Source organism: Alcanivorax sp. HI0083, assembly GCF_001635175.1.
Window position 1 is genome coordinate 1 of record NZ_LWFX01001777.1, and the last position, 600, is coordinate 600.

Annotated in this window: 1 protein-coding gene; it reads left to right on the top strand. The window is 59.0% G+C overall.

Going from position 1 to position 600, the window contains the following annotated elements:
• Positions 1–156: 156 nt before the first annotated feature.
• A partial coding sequence (locus A3754_RS25710) for a PepSY domain-containing protein (RefSeq protein WP_197468881.1) occupies positions 157–600 on the top strand: 444 nt, incomplete at its 3' end.

Sequence of the window (600 nt, forward strand, 5' to 3'; positions counted from 1 at the left end):
TGGTTGGCCAGGCCTTCGTAATCAATCGACTGGCCGGCATTCCCTACCCACTATGGGCCCCCCGTCAGCCCGGTGTCTGATCAACACATTCTGTAATGAGAACGATTCCCTTTTATGCTAGGCTGCGCCGCATTGTCAGCCCCGGTTGGATTTCCCATGCGCGCATTTCTGGTTCTGCTTCATCGCTGGTTCGGCCTTTTCATTGCCGTTTTCCTGATTATTGCCGGTCTGACCGGGGCACTGATTTCCTGGGACCACGAGCTGGACGAGTGGCTCAACCCCCACCTGTTTAAAAGCCAGAGTCAGGGCGAACCACTGCCCATGCTCGAGCTGGTGCGCCATGTGGAAGACGCCGACCCCCGGGTGCGTGCCAGCTTCTTTGGCCTGGAAGCCGAACCCGGCCATAACGCGGAAATCTGGGTGGATGCCAAAGTGAACCCGGATACCGGCCGGCGTTATGAACTGGGTTACGACCACGCCTTCCTGGACCCGGTCACCGGCGAGATTGTCGGCAAGCGCGAGTGGGGGAAAATCTCCCTGCACCCGGAGCACCTGATGTCGTTCCTTTACAAGCTGCACTTCACCCTGCACCTGCCGGAA